The sequence below is a fragment of the Vitreimonas sp. genome (genome assembly GCF_036392335.1).
Classification (GTDB): domain Bacteria; phylum Pseudomonadota; class Alphaproteobacteria; order Caulobacterales; family Aquidulcibacteraceae; genus Vitreimonas.
Map to the genome: position 1 here is coordinate 21,112 of NZ_DASVYD010000034.1, position 22,562 is coordinate 43,673.

17 protein-coding genes are annotated in these 22,562 nt (G+C 64.2%); 10 read left to right on the forward strand and 7 right to left on the reverse strand.

All coding sequences use genetic code 11. From position 1 onward, the window contains the following. Position 1: 1 nt before the first annotated feature. The 3 genes from VF769_RS08135 to VF769_RS08145 all read right to left on the reverse strand — a co-directional run bounded on the left by VF769_RS08135 (position 2) and on the right by VF769_RS08145 (position 2,247). A complete protein-coding gene (locus tag VF769_RS08135; protein ID WP_331007892.1) occupies positions 2-904 on the reverse strand; it encodes a response regulator in 903 nt (300 codons plus the stop codon). 124 nt (positions 905-1,028) lie between these two features. After that, the gene (locus tag VF769_RS08140) at positions 1,029-1,745 is read right to left on the reverse strand and encodes a hypothetical protein (RefSeq protein ID WP_331007893.1); all 717 of its coding nucleotides are present in this window, start codon (positions 1,743-1,745) and stop codon (positions 1,029-1,031) included. Between the two features lie 31 nt (positions 1,746-1,776). Next, positions 1,777-2,247: a RidA family protein gene (locus VF769_RS08145; protein WP_331007894.1), complete on the reverse strand. Its 471-nt coding sequence runs from the start codon at positions 2,245-2,247 to the stop codon at positions 1,777-1,779. A gap of 95 nt (positions 2,248-2,342) precedes the next feature. Between VF769_RS08145 and VF769_RS08150 the strand changes: the two genes are divergently transcribed. The 3 genes from VF769_RS08150 (at position 2,343) to pdeM (ending at position 7,632) form a co-directional block, all read left to right on the forward strand. Beyond that, the gene (locus tag VF769_RS08150) at positions 2,343-4,847 is read left to right on the forward strand and encodes a ligase-associated DNA damage response DEXH box helicase (RefSeq protein ID WP_331007895.1); all 2,505 of its coding nucleotides are present in this window, start codon (positions 2,343-2,345) and stop codon (positions 4,845-4,847) included. 66 nt (positions 4,848-4,913) lie between these two features. Beyond that, positions 4,914-6,845 (forward strand): alkyl/aryl-sulfatase, encoded by a 1,932-nt coding sequence (locus tag VF769_RS08155; RefSeq protein ID WP_331007896.1) that lies wholly within the window; start codon positions 4,914-4,916, stop codon positions 6,843-6,845. 22 nt (positions 6,846-6,867) lie between these two features. Continuing rightward, on the forward strand, positions 6,868-7,632 hold the full coding sequence (gene pdeM, locus VF769_RS08160; protein WP_331007897.1) for a ligase-associated DNA damage response endonuclease PdeM: 765 nt from the start codon (positions 6,868-6,870) through the stop codon (positions 7,630-7,632). On the opposite strand, the gene VF769_RS08165 is transcribed toward pdeM, so the two are convergent. The 4 genes from VF769_RS08165 to VF769_RS08180 form a co-directional block, all read right to left on the reverse strand. Further along, the gene (locus tag VF769_RS08165; protein WP_331007898.1) at positions 7,629-8,102 is read right to left on the reverse strand and encodes a DUF3429 domain-containing protein; all 474 of its coding nucleotides are present in this window, start codon (positions 8,100-8,102) and stop codon (positions 7,629-7,631) included. The two genes, pdeM and VF769_RS08165, sit on opposite strands and share 4 nt — an antisense overlap. Further along, positions 8,099-8,884, reverse strand: coding sequence for a TIGR02186 family protein (locus VF769_RS08170; RefSeq protein ID WP_331007899.1), 786 nt, complete (start codon positions 8,882-8,884; stop codon positions 8,099-8,101). Before VF769_RS08170 ends, VF769_RS08165 begins: the two co-directional genes overlap by 4 nt. Beyond that, on the reverse strand, positions 8,881-9,768 hold the full coding sequence (locus VF769_RS08175; RefSeq protein ID WP_349258118.1) for a sulfite exporter TauE/SafE family protein: 888 nt from the start codon (positions 9,766-9,768) through the stop codon (positions 8,881-8,883). Before VF769_RS08175 ends, VF769_RS08170 begins: the two co-directional genes overlap by 4 nt. A gap of 214 nt (positions 9,769-9,982) precedes the next feature. Then, the gene (locus tag VF769_RS08180) at positions 9,983-13,696 is read right to left on the reverse strand and encodes a hypothetical protein (RefSeq protein WP_331007901.1); all 3,714 of its coding nucleotides are present in this window, start codon (positions 13,694-13,696) and stop codon (positions 9,983-9,985) included. Positions 13,697-13,850: 154 nt separating this feature from the next. Between VF769_RS08180 and VF769_RS08185 the strand changes: the two genes are divergently transcribed. The 7 genes from VF769_RS08185 to VF769_RS08215 all read left to right on the forward strand — a co-directional run bounded on the left by VF769_RS08185 (position 13,851) and on the right by VF769_RS08215 (position 22,554). After that, positions 13,851-15,035: an alpha-hydroxy-acid oxidizing protein gene (locus VF769_RS08185; protein ID WP_331007902.1), complete on the forward strand. Its 1,185-nt coding sequence runs from the start codon at positions 13,851-13,853 to the stop codon at positions 15,033-15,035. A gap of 84 nt (positions 15,036-15,119) precedes the next feature. After that, positions 15,120-15,569, forward strand: coding sequence for a MerR family DNA-binding transcriptional regulator (locus VF769_RS08190; RefSeq protein ID WP_331007903.1), 450 nt, complete (start codon positions 15,120-15,122; stop codon positions 15,567-15,569). A 91-nt stretch (positions 15,570-15,660) separates the two neighbouring features. Continuing rightward, a complete protein-coding gene (locus VF769_RS08195; RefSeq protein WP_331007904.1) occupies positions 15,661-17,454 on the forward strand; it encodes an acyl-CoA dehydrogenase C-terminal domain-containing protein in 1,794 nt (597 codons plus the stop codon). After that, positions 17,454-17,918 (forward strand): OsmC family protein, encoded by a 465-nt coding sequence (locus VF769_RS08200; protein ID WP_331007905.1) that lies wholly within the window; start codon positions 17,454-17,456, stop codon positions 17,916-17,918. Before VF769_RS08195 ends, VF769_RS08200 begins: the two co-directional genes overlap by 1 nt. A 6-nt stretch (positions 17,919-17,924) precedes the next feature. Beyond that, the gene (locus tag VF769_RS08205) at positions 17,925-18,833 is read left to right on the forward strand and encodes an alpha/beta hydrolase (protein WP_331007906.1); all 909 of its coding nucleotides are present in this window, start codon (positions 17,925-17,927) and stop codon (positions 18,831-18,833) included. Between the two features lie 233 nt (positions 18,834-19,066). Continuing rightward, positions 19,067-20,281, forward strand: a complete 1,215-nt coding sequence (locus tag VF769_RS08210) for an acetyl-CoA C-acetyltransferase (RefSeq protein ID WP_331007907.1) — start codon at positions 19,067-19,069, stop codon at positions 20,279-20,281. Positions 20,282-20,352: 71 nt separating this feature from the next. After that, the gene (locus tag VF769_RS08215) at positions 20,353-22,554 is read left to right on the forward strand and encodes a 3-hydroxyacyl-CoA dehydrogenase NAD-binding domain-containing protein (protein WP_331007908.1); all 2,202 of its coding nucleotides are present in this window, start codon (positions 20,353-20,355) and stop codon (positions 22,552-22,554) included. Positions 22,555-22,562: the final 8 nt, after the last annotated feature.

Consider the following 22,562-nt stretch of genomic DNA (forward strand, 5'->3'; position numbering starts at 1 on the left):
CTTATCCCATGCTGTGGCCGGCCTGGCGCAGCTTCTTGTCGACCATGCGCTTCAAGCTGAGTGCGACGCGTTGACGTTCCTGACCAAGCGCGGTGGGCAGATGCACAAGCTGGTGCAGGGCGGCCACGTGGGTGCGCACGACTTCGGCGTCGATGCGGTCTGTCGCGCCGTGCGCTTTGAAATAGCGCGCCATTTCCTTGGCGCCGAGATCGAGGCTGGTGTCGCCGATCTGCTTGGCCACCTCGATCAATTCTTGAACCGACTTGAACACTTCGCGCACCGAACGCGGGTTGTGCGGATCGAGCGTGCGGACGCTGGCTTCAAGCGCCGCGACGCGGGCGCGGGCGATCTCGGCCTGAATGTCGGCCTCTGACGGCTCATCGACTGACATCTCGGCGGGCAGCGCATCGTCGAGCCTGCGCCAGGGGCCTGCGTAATGGGGGTCTTTCTTGCGCCGGCGGCAGGGGCCGACATAGGTGGCCGTGACGATGAAGGGCTGCGGCTTCGCCAGCACGCGCCGTACGCGCTTTTGCAGCGCGAGGCCCGATATCGGCTTGCGCAGAAAACCATCGACGCCGGCTTTGCGCGCCGCCTCCACGTCATGCTTGGTGCCGCGCGCAGTGAGCATGAACATATTCACCGCGCGATTGGGCGCCTCTTCGCTGTGGCGCACGCGGCGGACGAAATCGAGCCCGTCGGTCAGGCCATGGATCCATTCCAGCAACACGACGTCGGGATTGGTGCGCACCAACAAATCCCAGGCTTCCATGGTGTTGGACGCCCCGAGCGCGCGGCCAAAGCCGATGGAGCGCAATTGGTCGAGACTTATTCCGCGTTCGAAATGATTTTCATCAACGACAAGCGCGGTCAGATCGGACGGGTCAAATTCGTCGCCGTTGATCAAGACACAATCGCTCCCCAGACGATCGCAAGCTTAGCGCGGATGAGTGAGTAATCGATGCCGCCGGGCCGGTTTCGGGGCCGTTAACGGCCGGCTTAGTCCTGGTATTTGGCGCAGTCGAAAGCGCTCAACCTCCGGCGCCCTTTTCATCGAGCACGCCGATCAGAGTGATTTTCTGCCAAATCTTTCGGCCGAGGCCGGTGGTGAGCGTTTCCATGTCGTTGACCGCCTCGATCACGACGCCGTCGCGCATGCGTTCAGCATAGAGCGCCGAGAGCTTGCCGATGAGAGCCAGCATCTCCGAGCAATAATCGAGGTACCGCGTCAGTTGGAAATGACTCATCGTGCGCTCGGGCGAGGCGGGCGTCTTTTGGGCATCGAGCAGGATCGTGGGATCCTTGGTGAGCTGGTGCATGTCGATGACGTGCGCCAACGAACGCAGCCGATGCAGCGCGTCGAGCACGCGCTGGCGCTTGATGCGCTCTTCGAGGGTGAGCACGAACCAGACGGCCGATCCAAACAGGATGAGAAGGCTGACGGCGGCTTCAAGAGCTTGCAGCAATTCCGGCGCGGTGCCGGAAATGCGCTCAAGGTGAAGGAAGCGGAAGGCGGCGATCTGGGCGATCAGACCGGCGATCACCAATGCGGCGGTTGCGCCACGCCAAAGATAATCCGGGCGCGCGAGTTCCGCGGCTTCGGTTACGGAGGTGCGGCCGGTTTCGATCAATTCGGCGCAGACGCGGGCCAAGCCGGATTCAGGGAAGCGGGCGAGGATGCGCGCGTGGAGCCTTTCCAGGGTGGCGATGATGTGGTCGGCGCTGAGTTGCTGATAGCGTCCTGGCATGGGGTCAGCATGCCGCGTGTTCCGCGGTGCTTCAATCGCGCGGTGCGTAGGCGATGACGCGAATTTCGACGAGGCCGCCATCCGGCAAGAGGCGATCGACGTCGATCGCGGTCCAAGCGGGATAGGGCTCAGGCACGTAGCGATCCTTGACGCGCGAGAAGGTCTCGAACTGCGCCGGCAGGTCGGTGTGATAGGTGGTCATCTCAACCACGTCGGCCCATTCGGCGTCGGCTTCGCGCAAGGTTGCGGCGACGGCGCGGAATGCACGGTCGTAGCCAGCCTCGGCGTCGGTTTCGCCGGGCCCCATGCCGGCGACGATTCCGGAGAGAAATACGTAATCACCCGCGCGGACGGCGGGCGCATAATGATACTCATCGTAGGCGCGGCGCTGGTTGGTTGGGATGATAGTCTCGCGCAACGCCTCGCCGGGCGTTGCGGTGACCGTCGCGGTGACGCATCCGGGCAGAAGGAACAGGGCGGCGATGAGCAGGGACAGGCGCATGAGCTTCTCCAACGAGGCGGCAAGCAGCTAGCCAGCGCATCTTGCCGCGCAACGGGGCTTCGACCAAACGCAGGTTCGGCTAGGATGAGTGGCTCATGGACGCCCGCACGCCCTCTTTGCCGTCGCCGTTCGCGGACTGGTTTGCCGCGCGTGGGTGGAGTCCGCGTGCGCACCAATTGGAATTGGTGCGACGGGCGGAAGCTGGGCTCTCGACGCTGCTGATCGCGCCCACGGGCGCCGGCAAAACGTTGGCGGGCTTTCTGCCGAGCCTGATTGAGTTGGCGCCGCGCGCCGAGGAGGGCTTACGGCGGCCGTATCGTTTGCACACGCTTTATGTGTCGCCGCTGAAGGCGCTGACGACCGATGTTGCGCGCAATCTCGATACGCCGGTGCGCGAGATGAAGCTCGACGTGCGGATTGAGTCACGCACCGGCGATACCCCGCCGCATAAGCGCCAACGCCAACGCGCGCATCCACCGGATATTTTGCTGACCACGCCGGAGCAATTGTGCCTGCTGATCGCGTCGGAACATGCGCGCGTGTTCTTCGAGGATTTGCGGGCGGTGGTGGTGGATGAAATCCACGCGCTGGCGCCGACCAAGCGCGGCGATCTGCTGGCGCTGGCGCTTGCGCGGTTGCAGCGCTGGGCGCCTGGGCATCGGCGCGTGGGCTTGAGTGCGACAGTGGCGGATGAGGAGGGGCTGGCGCGGTATTTGTTGGGCAAAGCGCCAACAAAAGGCGTCATCGTCAAAGCGCCACCCGGTGCGCAGCCGGTCGTGGATGTTTTGGATTCCGATGCGCGGATTCCGTGGGCGGGACATACGGCGCGGCATGCGATGCCGGAAGTGTATGCGGCGATCAAAGCGGCGAAGCTGGCGTTGGTGTTCGTGAATACGCGCGCGCAAGCCGAGATGACGTTTCAGGAGCTGTGGCGCATCAATGATGATGGGCTGCCGATCGCGCTGCATCATGGCTCGCTCGACGTGGCGCAGCGGCGCAAGGTCGAGGCGGCGATGGCGCGTGGCGATTTGCGCGCGGTGGTGTGCACCTCGACGCTCGATCTTGGCATCGATTGGGGTGATGTCGATTTGGTGATCCAGATGGGCGCGCCAAAGGGCGCGGCGCGTCTGGTGCAGCGGATAGGGCGCGCCAATCATAGGCTGGACGAGCCGTCGCGCGCGCTGCTGGCGCCGAGCAATCGGTTTGAAGTCTTAGAATGCCGCGCCGCGCAGGAGGCGGTGGCGGAAGGCGCGATGGATGGGGCCGAGCCGCGCATCGGTGGGTTCGATTGCTTGGCGCAGCACATCATGGGCTGCGCATGTGGTGAACCATTTGATGCGGATGAATTGTACGCGGAAGTGATTTCAACGGCGCCATATGCGGATTTGTCACGGGCGCAGTTTGATCGCGTGATCGATCTGGTGGCGACGGGCGGATACGCACTGCGCTCCTATGACCGCTACAAGCGCATCGTGCAGGATTTGAACACGGGGCGCTGGCGTGCGCGCAATCCGACGATCGCCCAGCAGCATCGGATGAATGTGGGCGCCATTGTTGAGTCCGAAATGCTGGATGTGCGTTTGGCGCATCGGGTGCAGGCCTCACGACCGGGGACGCCGAAGAGTGAAGGGCCGCGACCGTTGGTTCCGGGACGGCGGCTGGGGCAGATCGAGGAATATTTCATTGAAGGGCTGACGCCCGGCGACACGTTCCTGTTCGCGGGCGAGGTTCTGCGGTTCTTGAGCGTGCGCGACACGGATGCGTTGGTGGTGCGCGCGCCGGGCGCGGAGAATCCGAGCATTCCGTCGTATGCGGGCGGCAAATTTCCGCTCTCGACCTTCCTGGCCGATCGGGTGCGGCGCATGTTGCATGAGCCGAAGCGGCAGAAGTTGTTGCCGCAACAGGTGCGCGATTGGATCAGAATGCAGAAGAAGCGTTCGGTCGTGCCGGCGCCGGATGAGATGCTGATCGAGACATTTCCGCGCGCGGCCAAACATTATCTGGTTTGCTATCCCTTTGATGGCCGGCTCGCGCATCAGACGCTCGGCATGCTGATCACGCGGCGGCTGGAGCGCGCTGGCCGTAAGCCGATGGGTTTTCTCGCCAGCGAATACGCGATGGCGGTGTGGGCGCTGGAGCCAATGGATGATGTCGATCTCGACGCGCTGTTCGATGAGGACATGCTGGGCGACGATCTGGAAGCATGGCTCGCGGAATCGACCTTGATGAAAGCGACGTTCTCGAAATGCGCAGTGATCGCCGGCATGATCGAGCGCAAACTGCCGGGTGTGGCGCGCAAGACGGGGCGGCAAGTCACGTTCTCCACCGACCTGATCTATGACGTGCTGAAGCAATACGAGCCGGACCATGTTTTGCTGCAGGCGGCGTTTGCGGATGCCGGAGAGGGCTATCTGGACATCAAGCGCGTCGGGGCGCTGTTGCGGCGCGTGAAGGGGCGGATCGTCCATCGCGCGCTGCCGCATGTTTCTCCGTTCGCCGCGCCCGTGATGCTCGAAGTGGGTCGGGTCGGCGTGCAGGGCGGGGCGGACGAGGCTGTGCTGGAGGACGCGGCAAGCCTGATCGCGGAAGCGATGAGCTAATTTTCGCTGCGTCATTTGCGGGCGCGCGGTGGCGGGTGCATAGTCCGGCAAAATTCTAAGGGGGAAATGATGCGGTTGATGGCGGCTCTGGCTTTGAGCTTGGCGCTTGGCGGCGCGGCGCATGCGGAGGTCACGGAAACCACGCGAGCGGCGAACGCGGCGATGGCGCAGACTTTGCCCTGGGCCGACCGGGAGGACGAGGATTTCGCGACGCGCGGTTTTATCTCCGCTTGGGATCAGCCGCAGATCCGCGCCGATGACGGCCGCGTGGTGTGGGATTTCAGCGTCTATAATTTCCTGGGCGGGCAAACGCCGGAGACGGTGAACCCGAGCTTGTGGCGGCACGCGCAATTGTTGGCGCGCGCGGGCCTCTTCCAAGTGCGCGAGCGCGTCTATCAGGTGCGCGGCTTCGATGTGTCGAACATGACGATCATCGTCGGCGACACGGGGCTTATCCTCATTGATCCGTTGACTAGCCGCGAGGTGGCGGCGGCGGCGCTTGCGCTGGCGCGGCGGACGATCGGCGATCTCCCGGTGCGCGCAGTGATCTATACGCACAGTCACGCCGACCATTTCGCCGGTGTGCGCGGCGTGGTCGATCCCGCGGACGTGGCGGCGGGGCGTGTTGAGATCATCGCGCCAGAGGGCTTCATGGAGCACGCGGTGACGGAGAACGTCATCGCCGGCAACGCCATGGGGCGGCGCGCGATCTATCAATTTGGCGCGGGGCTGACGCCTGGCCCCGAAGGGCAGATGAGCTCTGGCATTGGACTGGCGATCTCGGCCGGCACGTTCACGCTGATTCCGCCGACGCGCACGATTGCGCGGACGGGTGAGACGCTGACGGTTGATGGGGTGCGCATCGAGTTTCAGGTGACGCCCGAAACCGAGGCGCCGGCGGAGATGAATTTCTTCTTCCCGGATTTAGGCGTGCTGTGCTTGGCGGAGAACGCCAATGCCTCGATGCACAATATTCTGACGCCGCGCGGCGCCCTGGTGCGCGATGCGAAGGCCTGGGCGGATTATCTGACGGAGGCGCTGCGTCTCTATGGGCCGCGCACCGAGATCATGGTGACGAGCCATGCCTGGCCGCGCTTTGGCGGGGCGCGTGTGCGCGATTTCATCGCCAGCCATCGCGACGCGTATAAGTACCTGCACGACCAAAGCGTGCGGCTGATGAATGCGGGCTATACAGATCGTGAGATCGCCGAGCAGGTGCGCTTGCCGGACTCGCTTGCGAGCCGCTGGTTCAATCGCGGCTATTACGGCACGATGATGCACAATTCGCGCGCCGTGTATCAGCGTTACATGGGCTGGTACGACGGCAATCCAGCGAACCTCAATCCGCTGCCGCCAGCCGAAGAAGCGACGCGCTATGTGCGTGCGATGGGCGGGCCGGCGGCGGTGTTGGCTGAGGGGCAGCGCGCGTTTGATGAAGGCGATTATCGCTGGGCTGCGCGGGTGCTCAATCATTTGGTGTTCGCCGAGCCGAACAATATGGACGCGCGCCGTTTGCTCGCGCGCACGCACCGTCAGATGGCGTGGCAGGCTGAGAGCGCGATCTGGCGCAACATGTATCTGGTCGCGGCCCAGGAATTGGAGAACGGGCCAGGCCAGCGGGCGTCGGGCGTGCAGAGCGCCGATCTCGTGGCGGCGACGCCAACCAGTTACATTCTCGATCTCTTGGCGGTGCGGCTCAATCCGCAGCGCCTGGGCGAGCGACGCTACGCGTTCAATCTGGTGTTTCCAGAACGCAATGAGCGCTTCGCGGTGAGCATCGCCAATGGCGTGCTGGTGCATGAACGCGATGTTACCATTGCGGACGCGCCGACCATCACCTCGCCGCGCGGCGTGTTTTTGCAGGCGATGGCGACGCAGAGCATGGCGCGCGCTGTGTTGACGCGGCAAATCCGCATCGAGGGCAATCGCCGCTCCTTGGAGGGGCTGGGCGAGGTGTTCGACAATCCGGATATGAACTTCCCCATCGTCACGCCGTGACGAGTCTGCTTTAGATCGGGCGATGTCGCTGTTGTCCCGCCCCGCGCCGAAGCCCAGCCGTCCGACCAAGCGGACGGTGCGGGCGCTGCCGCCTTTGGCGATCGTGGGGCCGCATGTCGAGGCGCGGATCGGCGATGCGCTGGTGACGGCGTTGCCGGATGGGGCGCTGTGGATCGCCGAGGCGAAGACGCTGGTCGTCTCCGATCTGCATTTGGAGAAGGGTTCAGCGTTTGCGCTGCGCGGGCAGATGCTGCCGCCGTATGACACGCATGCGGCTCTGCTGAAGCTCGGCAAGCTGATCGATACGATGGCGCCGGACATTGTCGTGTCGCTGGGCGATAGTTTTCACGATGGCGGCGGCATTGCGCGCATGGCGGCGGGCGATCGCGATTTGCTGCAGAGTATGATCGGGCGCTGCGATTGGATTTGGGTCGAAGGCAATCACGACGGGCGCGCGCCGGAAGTACTGGGCGGCGTCGTGCGTGACGTGCTTCACATTGGCGCGCTGGTGTTGCGGCATGAACCGACGGCGGGCGCCGCGCCCGGCGAGATCGCTGGCCATTTGCATCCGTGTGCGAAAGTCAGCGGGCGCGGGCGCTCGGTGCGGCGGCGGTGTTTCGCGACCGATGGCGCGCGTTTGGTGATGCCGGCCTTTGGCGCGTTCACCGGCGGGCTCAATGTGTGCGACGACGCGTACGCGGGGATTTTTCCGGATGGCGTCACGGCGTTGGTGCTCGGCAAGGATCGTGTGCTGCCCGCGCCGATGGAGCGTCTGCTCAGCGATTAGAGGTGATGCATCGCGGTCGCCAGCGGGATCAGCAGGCAGACCAGCATCGCGCCGCCGGTGAGCACTTGGCGGAGTACGGGATACCAGGCGGGCGCGGCGGCGTCGCGGGCGCTGCGATAATCCCAAGCGCCTTGCGCCGCGAAGAGGCCAGCGAAAGCTGCGGAGGCGCCGAGTGCGGGCGTCACGAACACAACGAACACTGCAAGCACCCAGCCAGCGAGACCTGGTAGCGCGCTGAACAGCAAGCGCGCGGCGTTTGGGTTTTGCGGATCGCGCATGATTTCGATGCCGCAGCGCACGCCGCCGAGAAACGAGAGTAGCACGGCGGCGTAGAGGGAGAAGGCGATGGCGCCGAGCCGCGCGGTGCTGGTGTGGGCTGAAAGCGTGACGAGCGCGCTGATGGCGAGCGGCGCCAAACCCAGAAAGCCTAAGCGCAGCGCGGCGCGTGGAAGAAAGGGCGGTTGGCTCACGAACGGCGGAACAGATTGGCGGCGACCCAGCCGGCGGCGAGTGCGAGCAGAACGGTCAAGACGCCGTAAAGCAGCGACCAATTCGTGGCGAGATCATGGATGCGGCGCTCGAAGCCGACACGGGCGATGGAGATTGGCACACGTTGCGAGGAGATGAGGCGACCGTCGCGGAAGAGATAGGTGTCGGCATGATATTGCGCGATCGGCGCGTTGGCGGGCAGGCGCACCACGGCACGGAAGAGACCGCCTTGATACATGGTGAGGCCGCCACGCTGATCGGCCAGGGCGCGGCCGGAATATTCCTGATAGAGACCTTGTTCGCGGCGCAAGCGCACGAGTGCGGCGCGATAAGCGGATGGATCTCCGCCCTCGGGCACGGCGCTGGAGAGCTGCGCGGAGGCGGCGGGATCGAGTTGATAGCGCCAGATGGATTCCGCGCTGGCGATCTGGCGCAGCGGGCGGTTGCTCAGCACCGCGAAGAAGCTGGGCGCTTCGCTGAAACGTACGGCCTCGCCGTTCACCCAAAGGCCAAATACTTGGCGTTTGCGCATGACGCTGGCGCCCTCGTTGGGGCCGCGCACGACGACGACGATGTCGCCGCGCCCGCGCCGGTCTGGGTTCACGCCGAACACCGTGACGTAAGAGCCGCGATAATCGGAGCTGACGGTGATTTGCTCTTCCGCGACGGCCGCGGGCAGATCGTTGCCAATCTCCGCCGAGGGTTGGGCGCTGGCCGGTGCGACGCAGAGCAGAAGCGCAAGGGCGGCAAGAAGGCGTCTCATAGCCAACCTCCGAGCACGTAGGGCTCCGGCGGCTGAATCACGATGTCGAGCAGGAATTTGACGCTGGCGGCGAGCAGCAGGGCGCCGAGCAATGCGCGCAGATGTTCGCTCTTGAGGCCCGCGCCGAGGCGGACGCCAAGCTGCGCGCCGATAACGCCGCCGAGCATCAAGAGCGCCGCCAGCACGAGATCGACGGTTTGCGTGGCTTGCGCCTGCATGATGACGATCAGCGAAGCGACGATCAGCACTTGGAACAAGGATGTGCCTATGACCACGTTGGTCGGCATGCGCAGCAGATAGATCATCGCTGGGATCAGAATGAAGCCGCCGCCGATGCCCATGATCGCGGCAAGCGCACCGATGGCGTAGCCGAGCGCGAGTGGCGGGATGATGCTGATATAGAGCCCAGAGCGCGGAAAGCGCATGCGGAAAGGCAAAGTGTGCGCGATCGTGCGCGCTGGTCGGCGCAGGATGGAGACGCCGCGCGTGGGGCGGCCGCGCATGACGGAGAGCCCCTCGTTCAGCATCAGCCAGCCGACGGCGGCGAGCAGGACGAGGTAGAGGATCGAGATGATCAGGTCGAGTTGACCCAAACGCAGTAGGCGCTCGAACAGCCACACGCCGGAGGCGCTGCCGACGATGCCGCCCATCGAGAGCAACATGCCCATGCGCCAATCGACGGCTTTGCGGCGCGTTTGTGACAGCACGCCGGAGAAGGAGGTCGCCGCGATCTGACTTGCGCCCGTGGCGACCGCAACGGGCGCTGGCACGCCGAGGAACATCAGAGCCGGCGTCATGATGAACCCGCCGCCGACGCCCACGAGACCAGACACAAAGCCGACGGCGCCGCTGACCAACAGGACAAGCAGCACGTTCACCGGCATCTCGGCGATCGGCAGATAGATCAATTCGGTTGCTCTGAACTCAGCGCGAGTGCGCCCATGCCCAAGCTCTTATGGGCGCCGTCGCCGGGAGAGGCAACGCCGTTTGGGCGTGTGTTGTCGCGTAAGTGACCGACGGCGTGGCGGGCGCGTGTCTGGCGGAGTTTCCCCCTCCGGCTCGCTTTGCTCGCCACCTCCCCCGCGTGCGGGGGAGGTGTTAGGTGCGGGCGGCCGCAGCCCACGGCCGGGCGCCGAATTCGCCATTGGCGACGGCGCTGGCGGCGCGGGGACGGAACGCTTGCGCGCGGGCGCGAGCCTGATCGACCTGAGCCTGCGGCAATTGCGTTTCAAGCGCCGTGGCGCGCGCGCCGGCATCCTGATCGCCTTGACGGGCCGCGACCATGAACCAGAACAGCGCCTCCGATGGGCTCGCGTTTACGCCGCGGCCTTGCTGGTAAAGAACGCCCAGGTTGTATTGGCTGTCGGCGACGCCGAGTTCGGCGGCCTGGCGGAACCAGCGGAAGGCCGCCGCCTCGTCCAATGGAGCGCCTTCACCGCGCGCGAAATACACGCCGAGATCGTGCATGGCGCGACGATTGCCTGCGGCTGCGGCGCGTTCAGTCCATTGGCGGGCGACGTTGAGGTCGCGCCCGACGCCTTCACCGCGCTCGTAGAGTTTGGCGAGGCGATACTGCGCCATGGCGAAGCCACGATCGGCCGCGCGGCGCAACATGGTGACGCCTTCTTGCGTGCGGCCGGCCGCGACACGCTGCAGCGCGAGTTCGTATTGTGCGGTGAGGTCGCCGGACTGCGCGGCCTGTTCCAGCGTGACGTTGCGCGGCGCTAGTGGACCGGCGACGACAGGCTGCGTCGTCGCACCAGCTGCGGCGACCGGCGTGCCCGCGGCGTCGGTCGCCGGCGCCGCACCATCAGCGGGAAGCGCCGATGGATCGCCCAGCGGCGCATCAAGCGAAGCGTTCGGATCAAGCGTTTCGGTTGGCGGCGGCGTGAGCGCCTCGGCGGGCGGCGGCGCGGCTTCGGATTCGGGCGGCGTGGGCGAGGGTGCGACGCCTGCGCCGTTCTGCTGTTGCAGATAATATGCCCCGCCCGCGGCCGCGAGCGCGGCGACGGCAACGCCCCAGAGCACGATCCGGCTGGAGCCGCGCAGACTGAGCTTGGGCGTTTCGCCTGGCTCGGGGCGATCCTTCGGCTCTTTCTTGCTGGGCTTTGCCGTTTGCGCCTGGGCCTGAGCTTGGGCAGCGCGACGGGCTGCGGCGAGATAATCGTTTTTGCCCGGCTGGGACGTAGGCTCGCTCAACGCGGGCTCCGGCGCGCTCAGATCGAGCGGCGCTTCATCGGCGCTGGTGAGTTCGAAAGCCGACGGCTCGTCGCTGCGTATTTCTCCGAACGGCGATTGCTCTTCTTCCGGCGACCAGAACGGATCGTCGTCAAGCGGCGGCGGCGCGGCGGCGGCGGCCTGTTCGCTATCACTGATGTCGTCGATCAGCAGATCGTCGTCAGGCGAGACCTCGATCGATTTGTATTCCGGGACGTAGGCTTCTTCATCGCTCGCCTTGGGTTCCTCGGCGAGCAGATCGTCAATGTCCTCGGCGAAATAGATGTCGCTGTCACTCGCCACTTCACTGATCGCGGGCGCTTCGTCGCGCGGGCGCGGCGGCAGCGGACCGGCGCGGACCGGCGCCGCAGCGTCGCGCGGAGACACGTACTCTTCCGGGTCGAAATTGGTGAAGTGCGAGAAGTCCTCGGAACGTCGCTGCGGCGTCGGGATCGCCAGCTTGACGTCGTCTTCGTCCTTGTCGTGTTCGCTCTCATAGCGCTCCAGCTTGGAGGCGACACTGGAGACGGCCTTCTGAACCGGCGCAATGGCTTCGGCCGATTGCGCCTCGACTTCGGCCAAGCGCTGCATGATTGAGCTGATCGCTTCGGCGACGCGCTGACCGGCGCGTTCTTCACTGTCGATCATGCGCTCGCCCAATTCACGCGAGAGCATTTCGTGACGTTGGTTGAAGCGTTCGGCCATGCGCGCGACTTGCTCGCCCACATGCTCGATCGCTTGCGCACTGCGATTTTCGACGGCGCCGACGCGATCTTCGAGGCGCTCGGAGAGGCGGCCGACCTCAAGGCCCATACGGTCGAAGGCGGCGGCTTCACGGCGTTCGATCTCGTCGAAGCGCTGCTCCAACGTGGTCGACATGCGCGAGAGTTCTTCGCGCACGGCGGACGCGGCGGCGTCATCGTTGCGCGCTTCGACGGCGCGCAGGCGCTTGTCGACCGATTCCGACATGCGGCGAATCTCAAGCGAGATCGCTTCGATGGTTTGTGCTTGGCGACGTTCGGCGGCGCTGAGGCGCTTGGTGAGCTCGGTGAGGGCGCCTTCGAGTTCGGGGCTCGCTGCGCCCTGCAACGCCGCCTGCAATTGGCCCTGCAATTCGGTGCGGGCTTCGCCGACCATCTGCGAAACCGATTGTTGCATCGTGTCGAGACGCTGCTCGAGCAACGCGCGGATGGCTTCGGTTTCCTGCGTGGCGCTCGCGTTCTCGACGCGCGCGCTGAGCGAAGAGACGGTCTCCTCAAGCGTGCGGATGGCCGTGGTGGCGGTAGATTCCGTTTCCGCGATGCGCGCCGCGAGGCGCTGCAGCGATTGATCCACCGCTTCGATCTTGGCGTCGCTGGCGCCGTTCGACTCAATGTTGGCGAGACGCGCCTCGAAGGAGGCAAGCGCCGCCGTGAGCGGGCTGGAGCCGGTCTTGCTTTCCAGTGCGCTCAGGCGCTCGGCGATGTCGCTCTGCGCATGGCGCAGTTCGGTGAGGTCGACGCCCGCGCCGGTATTGTCCTCAACCTGCTTGACGCGCGCGGCGAGCGTGAGCTGCGCGTTGCGCAGGTCGGCGATCGCGGCGCCGGCGGCTTGGCGCAGGCCCGCCGTGGATTCGCGCGCGCCGCTCTCCGCGCGCTCGATGCGGGCGATGAGCGCGGCATGCTCGCTCTTCAGCTGATCCACCGTGCCGACGCGCTTGGAGATTTCACTTTCCAGGCGGACGACTTCTTCCAGCAGCGCTTCGCGCGTGTTGCGTGTTTCATGCACGCTTTCACTGCGCACTTCCTCGATCGCGGTGGCGATGGTGCGGCGGGTTGAGCTTTCCGCGTCCGCAAGCCGCTCGCTCATTTCTTCCTGCAGGCGACGCAATTCCGCGACTGCGTCAGCCGAGGCTTCCGAGGCTTGGCGCGCGGCTTCTTCCGCGACGCTGCGGGCTTCCGCGAGCGTGCGCGCAACGGCGGCGTCGCGGTTTTCCATTTCCGTCGTCAAGAAGGAGGCGGCCGCTTCGGCGCGGCGCGCGATTTCCGAAGCCGTCGTCACCTGGTGTTCAAGTCGGGTGCGCACTTCGTCCATGTCGGCGCGTGCGTCGTCGAGCAGGTGACGGCTGTCCTTGGCTTCTTGCTCGGCTTGCGCGAGCTTGCCGCTCAGCGTTTCGCCGGCGAGGCGGAATTGGTCGAGCGCGTCGCTGATGCGTGTCGCGGCGTCGGCGGAGACGTTCTCGATGTCTTCAAGACGCGCGGCGAGACCGAGCACGGAACGGTCGATGGTGGAAACGGCGCGATCGAGGCCGGTGAAGGCGAGTTGGGTTCGGCGTTCGATCGATTCAATGCGTTGCGCGAGACGCGAGGGATCGGTTGCGCGCGGATCCGCGACATCCCAATCGTCGCCATCGCTATCGAAATCGGTGGGCGGCGGCGCGATCCGCGTGCGCGGGCGTTGCGACGGTGCGCCGCCCCCGCTTGGGGCCCCGCTCTGGGCGAGTGCGAGGTTCAGATATTCGCCAAGGCTCATGCCTTGGCGCGCAGCGGCCTCACGCGCGGCTTCCCGCACTTTGGGGTCGATGCCCTTTACGCTCCAGCTTTGCGCGCCACTCATTTTGCCCTCGCCGCGATTTCACCGCGCCTCAACGCGGCTCACGCCCAACCCCGAATGGCGAACCTAGAAAGATTCGAGAATCGCCACGAGTTTGCAGTGTCGATGAAAGTCGTTGGCATGTTAATGGCGAGTAAAATGGTAAACGGGGATTAGCATGTCGGAAACACAGCGCCATTTCGGACCCGAAATTCAGGGCGGTGTCTATTTGCGTGCTCTTGGCGGGGCGAAGCCCGAGATACCCACAAGCTTCCCTGGGCTTGAAGCGGCGGCGCAAGCCAAGATGTCGCCGGAAGCGTGGGCGTACACCGCTGGCGGCGCCGGTTTGGAATCGTCGATGGAGGCCAACCGCGCCGCGTTCGCGCGTTTTCCGATCGCGCCGCGCATGCTGGGCGGGGCAGGGCAGCGTGATTTGAGTTGCGAAATGTTCGGCGCGAAAGCCGCGGCGCCGCTGTTCTCGTCGCCGATCGGCGTGTTGGAGATGATGCATCCCGATGCTGATCTGGCCGTTGCGCGCGCGATGGCGGCGCTCAAGCTGCCGATGATGATCTCAAGTCAGGCGTCGGCGCCGATGGAAAAGATCGCCGAGGCCAATGGCGATGGCCCGCGCTTTTATCAATTGTATTGGGGCAAGTCGGACGCGATCGCCGAAAGTTTCGTGAAGCGTGCTGAAGCTATCGGCTGCAAAGCCATTTTCATCACGCTCGACACCACTGTGTTGGGCTGGCGTCCGCGCGATCTGGATTTGGGGTTCCTGCCGTTCCTGCGCGCGCAGGGGATCGCGCAATACACGTCCGATCCGGTGTTCCGGGCGATGTTGCCGGCGCCGCCTGAAGAAAACCCGATGGCGGCGGCTGTGACGTTCACGCAAGTGTTCTCCGATCCGGGCCTCGATTGGGCCCGCATCGCCAAAATTAGATCGTGGACGAAGCTTCCCGTGCTGCTGAAGGGGATCATGCGCGCCGACGACGCCGCCAAGGCCGTCGCCGAGGGCTATGATGGGGTGATGGTGTCCAACCATGGCGGCCGGCAAGTCGATGGCGGGATTGGCGCGCTTGACGCGCTGCCGAAGGTCGTGGCTGCCGTTGACGGCAAGGCGCCTGTCTATTTCGACAGCGGCGTGCGTTGCGGGGCGGACGTGTTCAAGGCGTTGGCGCTGGGCGCGACCGCCGTCGGAATTGGCCGGCCCTATGCTTATGGTCTTGCAATAGCTGGAGAAAATGGAGTCAAAGCGGTCATGGAGTACCTTGCGGCCGAGCTCGATATCACCATGGCGCTGATGGGGACTCGGAGCCTCAAGGAAATCGATTCCCGCCTGCTTGGCGTGAATGGGGATCAATGACGGGGTCGTCAACTTCACGGTTGACGCGCGCGTTAACGGCAATTAGCCTCCTTCTCAAAATGAAATAATCGAGCGGAGGAAGCCATGACCAAGACTGAGCGCACCTACACGATTTCCCAGTTGGCCCGAGAATTCGAAGTCACGCCGCGGGCTCTGCGATTTTATGAAGACAAGGGCTTGTTGACGCCCCGACGCGACGGGCTGAACCGCGTCTATTCGCATCGCGACCGGGCCAAGCTGCAACTGATCTTGCGCGGCAAGCGGGTCGGGCTTTCGCTGATCGAGATCAAGGAAATACTCGACCTCTACAAGATCGACCAACGCGCGCAGGCGCAGACGGCGCTGAAGAAGTACAAGGCGCGCATCGTCGCGCTCGAAGCGCAGCGCGAAGATATCGATTCCGCAATCGAAACGCTGACCGGCGCCATCACGGCGATGGAAAAGTTCCTGGCCAAGCCGGCTGGTCCCGCCGCGCTCGGCGCCGCGCGTGCGTTCGAAGCGGAAGCCAAGAAGCGTCTCGAAGAAGCGCACTAAAGGCAGTAGTGAAGAGGCAAGTCGGCAATAGGGGGCGAGCGCCTGACCTATTGCCTGTTGCCAAATGCCCATTGCCTTTCACGGATCAAAGATGCCGACCTATAAAGCCCCGCTCCGCGAATATCGCTTTCTCCTGAACGACGTGCTCGACCTTGGTCGCTACTCGAATCTGCCTGGGTTCGCGGAAGCGCCGATGGATTTGATCGATCAGGTGCTCGAAGAGGGGGCGAAATTCTGCGCGGGCGTGCTTGCGCCGCTGAATGCGGTGGGCGATGCGCAGGGCTGTGTGCGCCATGAGGACGGTTCGGTGACGACGCCGCCCGGCTTCAAGGACGCGTACAAGCAATTGGTCGACGCCGGTTGGCCGGCGCTCTCGAGCGATCCGGCCTATGGCGGCCAAGGCATGCCGCACATTGTCGGTCTCGCCTGGAATGAGATGGTGTCGTCGGCGAACATGGCGTTTGGCATGTATCCGGGCCTTTCGCACGGCGCCTACGAAGCCATCCACCAGCACGGCAGCGACGAGCAGAAGCAGACCTATCTGCCGAAACTCGTAAGCGGCGAATGGACGGGCACGATGAATTTGACGGAGCCGCATTGCGGCACCGATCTCGGCATGTTGCGCACCAAGGCAATCCCGCAAGCGGACGGTTCGTATCGCATCACCGGCCAAAAGATATTCATCTCCGCCGGCGAGCACGATCTGGCCTCGAACATCATCCACCTCGTGATCGCGCGCATCGAAGGTGCGCCCGCCGGCACGAAGGGCATTTCGCTTTTCATCGTGCCGAAATTCATCCTCGACGCCGAAGGCAATCCCGGCAAACGCAACGGCGTGGTCTGCGGCAAGATCGAAGAGAAGATGGGCATTCACGGCAATGCGACGTGTGTGCTGAATTACGATGACGCCGTCGGCTATTTGGTGGGGCAGGAAAACAAGGGCCTCAACGCCATGTTCGTGATGATGAACGTGGCGCGTTTGGGCGTAGGCTTGCAGGGCTTGTCGCAGTCGGAGGTGGCTTATCAAAACGGCGTTGCCTATGCGAAGGATCGCCTGCAGGGCCGTTCGATCACCGGCGCGAAAAATCCGGATGGCCCGGCCGACCCGATCATCGTGCATCCCGACATTCGCCGCATGTTGATGGACGCCAAGGCGTTCAATGAAGGCGCGCGCGCCTTCGCGTTTTGGACTGCGCTCTACGGCGATTTGATGCATGCCTCGCCGGACGAAAAAGTGCGCGAGAAGGCCGGCGATTACATGGGCCTGATGACGCCGGTGCTGAAAAGCTATCTCACCGACAAAGGCTACGCGAACGCCACCAATTGCCAGCAGATTTTCGGCGGCCACGGCTATATCGAAGAGCACGGCATGAGCCAGTTCGTGCGCGACGCCCGCATCGCCATGATCTACGAAGGCGCCAACGGCATTCAGGCGCTCGATCTGGTCGGCCGTAAGCTCGGCGCCAATGGCGGCCGCGCGATCTTCGCCTTCTTCAACGAGATCGACGATTTCGTACACAACCACGAAGACGACGCAGATCTGAAGCCGTTTACGGACGCGCTGGCTTCGACCAAGGCGCAGCTGCAAGACGGCGCCATGTGGCTGATGCAGAACGGCATGACGAATTTCGACAATGCCGGCGCCGCCAGCCACGATTTCCTCAATCTCTTCGGCATCACCGCGCTCACCTACATGTGGACGCTGCAAGCCAAGGCCGCGTTTGCGGCGAAGAAGAATGGCGGCGCGAGCGATCCGTACTACGACACGAAGCTGGCGACGGGCCGTTACTTCCTCGCACGCGTCGTGCCGGATGCGGCTGCGCACCTGGCGAAAATGAAAACCGGCGCCGATCCTGTGATGGCGCTGGCGGCGGAGGCGTTCTGATGGCCGCTCACGTCGCCACCATCAGCTGGAAGCGGGGCGAGCAGGCATTTGCCGATGGCAAATACTCACGTGCGCACCTGATTTCTTTTGATGGCGGCGTGTCGATTGCCGGGTCTTCCTCGCCGAGTGTGGTGAAGTTGCCGCTCTCGAAGGAAGACGCAGCCGACCCGGAAGAGCTGCTGATCGCGGCGCTGTCGTCGTGCCACATGCTGACGTTCCTCGATCTCGCGCGCCGCGCGGGCTTCGTGATCGACAGCTACGACGACACCGCCGAAGGCAAGATGGGCAAAAACGCCAAGGGCGCCATCGCTGTGACGCACGTTGTGCTGCGACCGAAGATCGTCTGGATCGGCGAGAAAACGCCGACCGCCGAGGAATTGCACGATCTGCATCATCGCGCGCACGAATTGTGCTTCATCGCCAATTCGTTCGCTGGCGAAGTTGTCGTTGAGGAGACGGTCTAGCTTGTGATGACGCGCCGGTTCGCCATCGCTTCAGCCTTAGCCGCCGGGACCGGCGCGTGCGCAAGCGCGCCGCGTGCTGAGACCGCGGAAGTGCGGTCGGGTGATGCGCGCATCGCCGTGCGCACGCTTGGCGAAGGCGCACCCGTCTTGCTCATCCCCTCATTGGCGCGCGGGGCCGAGGATTTCGATGCGTTGGCGAGCGCGCTCGCCGGCAATGGCTTCCAGGTGATCTTGCCCGATCCGCGCGGCATCGGCGGATCGTCGGGACCAGAGCCCGCCAGCTTGGCCGATTTGGCGGACGACGCCGCGGCCGTCATTGATCAGGTTGCGCACGGTGCGCCCGTGGACGTCGTCGGACACGCTTTTGGCCAACGCGTGGCGCGTATGCTTGCGGCGCGCCATCCAGCAAAAGTGCGCAATCTGGTGTTGCTCGCCGCTGGCGGGCGCGTGCCGATGCCGGAGGATGTGCGGCAAAGCCTGGTGCTATCGGTCTCCCAAGGTGCTGCGCCGGACGCAGAGCGCTTGAGCGCTTTGCAGCACGTGTTTTTTGCGCGCGGTCAGGATGCGCGCGTATGGCTGTCAGGTTGGACGCCAGACGCCGCGCGCACGCAGAGCGCGGCGACGCAAGCGACATGTGTCGATGAATGGTGGGGCGGCGGCGCTGCGCCGGTGCTCGTGGTTCAGGCCTTGGAGGATCCGATCGCTCCGCCCGAGAACGCCGAAGCTTTGGCGCGGGAATTCGGTGAGCGGGTGCGCGTCGTGCGTTTGCCGCACGCCAGCCACGCCATTCTTCCCGAGCAGCCGGAAGCTGTCGCCGTGGTGGTGACGGCGTATCTGAATGGGCTGCGCGATCCATTGGTTTTGCAGCGCCTCGTGGACGAGACGGTGCAGGCGCCGGCTTTCGGTGCGCGTTGAGTTTGCCGCGCTTCCGCCGGCCCGGCGGAAGCGGTCAGCGGAGTAGGCGCGGGGTTCCGCGCTACGGGACGACTCCGGTCCCATGGAGGGCCCAAACTGCTCACCCGTTTACGGGGGAGCTGTCAGCGCGCGAAGCGCGGTGACTGAGGGGGTGGCTGCTGGAGTTTCCCCCTCCGTCTCGCTTCGCTCGCCACCTCCCCCGCTCGCGGGGGAGGAGTTAGAAGGTGAAGAAAATGGCTGACGCCTATGTGTTTGACGCGGTGCGCACGCCGCGCGGGAAGGGCAAGAGCAATGGCTCGCTGCACGAGACGACTTCGCTGTCGCTCGCGACGCAAGTGCTCGAAGCGATCCGTGATCGCAACAATCTCGACACCTCGAAGGTCGATGATGTGCATCTGGGCTGCGTGACGCCGATTGGCGAACAGGGCAGCGACATCGCACGCATCGCCGTGCTGAACGCGAATTACGCCGAGACGGTCGCGGGCGTGCAGGTTGATCGCTTCTGCGCCTCGGGCCTGGAAGCGGTGAACATCGCGGCGGCGAAGGTGAAGTCGGGCGAAGCCAATCTGGCGATCGGCGGCGGCGTCGAAGCGATGAGCCGCGTGCCGATGGGCTCGAACGGCGGCTCCTGGGCCTCCGATCCGTCGATCGCGATGAAGACGCATTTTGTGCCGCAAGGCATCGGCGCCGACGTGATCGCCACCAAGTACGGTTTCTCGCGCACCGATGTGGACGCCTACGCCGTGCAATCGCAACAGCGCGCGGCGAAAGCCTGGAAGGAAGGCCGCTTCAAGAAGTCGATCGTGGCGGTGAAGGACCAATTGGGCGTCACGCTGCTCGACCATGACGAGCACATGCGCCCGGACACGACGATGCACTCGCTCGCCTCGCTTGATCCGAGCTTCCAAATGCAGGGCGAAGTGATGCCGGGCTTCGACGCCGTGATCCAACAGCGTTATCCGGAAATCGAAAAGGTCAACCACGTCCACCATGCCGGCAATTCGTCGGGCATCGTTGATGGCGCGGCGGCCGTTCTGATCGGCACCAAGGAAATGGGCGAAGCGCTTGGCTTGAAGCCGCGCGCGAAAATCCTCGGCGGCGCTTCGATCGGCTCGGAGCCGTCGATCATGCTCACCGGTCCGGAATTCGTGACCAAGAAGCTGCTCGATAAACTTGGCATGACGACCAAGGACATCGATCTGTGGGAATTGAACGAAGCCTTCGCCGCGGTCGTGCTGCGTTGGGTGCAGGCGTTCGATCTCGACATGGAGAAGGTGAACGTCAATGGCGGCTCGATCGCCATGGGTCACCCGCTGGGCGCGACCGGCGCGATGATCCTCGGCACCATGGTCGATGAATTGGAGCGTTCGAACAAGGAACGCGCCTTGATCACGCTCTGCGTCGGCGCCGGCATGGGCACCGCCACCGTGATTGAACGTGTGAACTAAGGAAGCAATAGCTGGCGGCGGCAGTCGCGCCGCCGCCAGTTCGATTTGAAAGGTATAGAGGGGTAGGTCCGATGGAAAACTTCAAAATTGACGTCGATGGCGACGGCATCGCGCTTGTTACGTTCGACGTGCCGGGCCGCTCCATGAATACGATCACGGGTTCGGTGATGCGCGATCTCGTGCAGCTGACCGACACGGTGAAGAGTGACGACAAGATCAAGGGCGTGGTGATCACGTCCGGCAAGGCGAGCGGCTTCTGCGCCGGCGCCGATCTCGGCGAAATGAATCAACGCGGCGCGGGCGATGCGTCGGCGCCGAAGAGCGAAGAAGAAAAGCTGAAAGCGCAATTCGAAGGCTCGTTCACGCTGAATAAGACGCTGCGTGCGCTCGAAACGTGCGGCAAGCCGGTGGCTGTGGCGCTGGAAGGCTTGGCGCTGGGCGGCGGTTTGGAAATCGCCCTGGCGTGCCATTATCGCGTCGCCGCCGACAATCCGAAGATCAAGTTTGGCCTGCCGGAAGCGAAAGTCGGCCTGCTGCCGGGCGCTGGCGGCACGCAACGTCTGCCGCGCCTGATCGGCGTGCAGAATGCGGCGATGATGATCCTGCAGGGCGCGGATAAGTCGCCGCAGGAAGCTAAGAGCTTGGGCTTCATCAACGAAGTCGTGCCGGCCGGCACGACCGTGGAAGCGGCGAAGGCCTGGGTGAAGGCGAACCCGAAGGCGGTCGCGCCGTGGGACGTCAAAGGCTACAAGGTGAAGGATCACCCGTTCACGCCGGGCGGCGGCATGGCCTCCGTCGGCGGCAACGCGATGGTGTCGAAGCAGACCAATCTCAACTATCCGGCGCAACGCCATATTCTGTCGTGCATTTATGAAGGCACGCAGGTGCCGATCGACGCGGCGCTGCGGATCGAGAGCCGCTATTTCGTGAAGACGGCCAACACGCCGCAAGCGAAGGGCATGATCCGCTCGCTGTTCGTGTCGATGCAGGCGCTGTCGAAGGGCGGCAACCGTCCGCAAGGTATTCCCGAATACGCCGTGAAGAAGGTAGCCGTGATCGGCGCCGGCCTCATGGGCGCGGGCATCGCTTACGTGCAAGCCAAGGCCGGCATCGAGACTGTGCTGCTCGATGTGAGCCAAGAAGCGGCCGAAAAGGGCAAGGCTTATTCCAAGCGCATCGTCGATAAGGACGTGTCGCGCGGCAAGCTCACCAAGGAGAAGGGTGACGAATTGCTCGCCCGCATTACGCCCTCGACTGATTATGCGCTGATCAAGGGTTCGGACCTCGTCGTCGAAGCCGTGTTCGAGAGCCCGGCGCTGAAAGCGGAAGTCACCAAGAAGGCCGAGGCATTCCTGGGTGAGACCGCCGTATTCGGCTCCAACACCTCCACGCTGCCGATCACCGGCTTGGCGGAAGCCTCGGTGCGGCCGAAGAATTTCATCGGCATCCACTTCTTCTCGCCGGTCGAGCGCATGGGTCTTGTCGAACTGATCCGCGGCAAGGACACGACGGATGAAACCGTCGCTAAGGCGATCGATTACGTGCTGAAGATCAAGAAGACGCCGATCATCGTGAACGATTTCCGCGGCTTCTACACCTCGCGCTGCTTCGGCACCTACCCAGCCGAAGGCGTCGAGATGCTGATGGAAGGCATTGCGCCGGCGATCATCGAGAATGTCGGCCGTCAGTGCGGCATGCCGATGGGCGCGCTCGAAGTGTCCGACAGCGTCGGCCTCGATACCGCGCTGAAGATCGGTAAGACCAATGCCGAGCTCAATCAGCAGGATTACAAAAAGGATCCGCGCGCGGCGATGCTGTCGTGGTTGGTGGAAGACAAGGGCCGCGTCGGCCGCAAGGGCGGCAAGGGCTATTACGAGTACGGTGACGACGGCAAGCCGACGCGCATCTGGCCGGGTCTCGCCGAGAAGATCGAAGTGAAGACGAAGGAATGCCCGCCGGCGCTGAAGGAAGAGCTGACCAAGCGCTTCCTGTTCCGTCAGTGCATCGAGGTGGCGCGCTGCTTCGAGGAGGGCGTGATCACCGATCCGCGCGACGCCGACGTCGGCTCGATCCTGGCCTGGGGCTTTGCGCCGTATTCCGGCGGCTGCATCAGCTATATCGACCTGTTCTGGGGTACGAAGAAATTCGTGGAGGAAGCCGATCGCCTCGCTGACAAGTACGGCGACCGCTTCCGTCCGAACAAGTTGCTGCGCGACATGGCCGCGAAGAACGAAAGCTTCTACGAGCGCTTCGGCGCGAAGAAGGCGGCTTAAGCTTCATC